Here is an 826-nt window from a genome sequence, read left to right as displayed (position 1 = left end):
GGCGGCTGCGGTGGGGCCGGCCTCGGCTGCTGCCGCTGGTCCGGGCGCCCGCGCGTGTTCGGCGCCGCGACCTGCGACCCGGACGCTGCACGGGCACGCCGGCGCGACGCCGGTGGATGGGAGTCCCGCTCGGCTGCCATGGCACACGACGTTACCCCGCACCACGGACAGAAGTCCGCTGCCATGGCCGGAATCTTTCATGGAGTGATCGGGAACGAAAAGTCGACGGCGGGTGTCCGGAAACCGACGCCGAGGAGGATGACCAGTTATCCACAGGGTGTGCGAACGGATGATGCGATCATGCGCACGGGCCTGTGGACAACTCCCTGCACGCCGTCGCCGCGATGGGGCATGCTGCGGTCAGCCGTCCGGAAACGATCGGAAGGGAGATCGTCGTGCGCCTCGCCCTCAAGCCCGCCCTGTCCCGCAGCTGGCGGGACTCGGAGACCCTGCAGTTCGGCACCGTCACCCGGTTCGCCGGGGTGCTCGGCAACGCCGACAAGACCCTCTGCGACTTCCTCGCGCTGCTCGACGGGACGCGCGACCGACCGGAGCTCCTGAACGAGGGCGAACGCATCGGGCTCGGCCGCGAACCGGCCGACGCCCTGCTCACCGGCCTGGAGGAGACCGGCCTGCTGGACGACGCGGAGGCCGGCGACCGGGCACTGGCCCGCTTCCCCGGGCAGCAGCGGGACTTGCTCGAACCCGACCTCGCCTCGCTCTCCCTGGTCCACTCCGGCCCGGGCGCCGCACCGGCGATCCTGGGCCGCCGGGCCGACGCGCGGATCGAGGTGCGCGGCGCGGGCCGGGTCGGCGCCGCCGTCGC

General features: G+C 73.0%; 1 pseudogene. It reads left to right on the top strand.

Annotated features, from left to right (window positions below):
* Positions 1–395 precede the first annotated feature (395 nt).
* A pseudogene (locus KS423_RS46445) lies at positions 396–826 on the top strand (ThiF family adenylyltransferase); the annotation flags it as partial.

The sequence above is a fragment of the Streptomyces sp. LS1784 genome, from assembly GCF_020103755.1.
Lineage (GTDB): Bacteria > Actinomycetota > Actinomycetes > Streptomycetales > Streptomycetaceae > Kitasatospora.
This window is presented reverse-complemented; position numbering and strand designations above follow the sequence as displayed.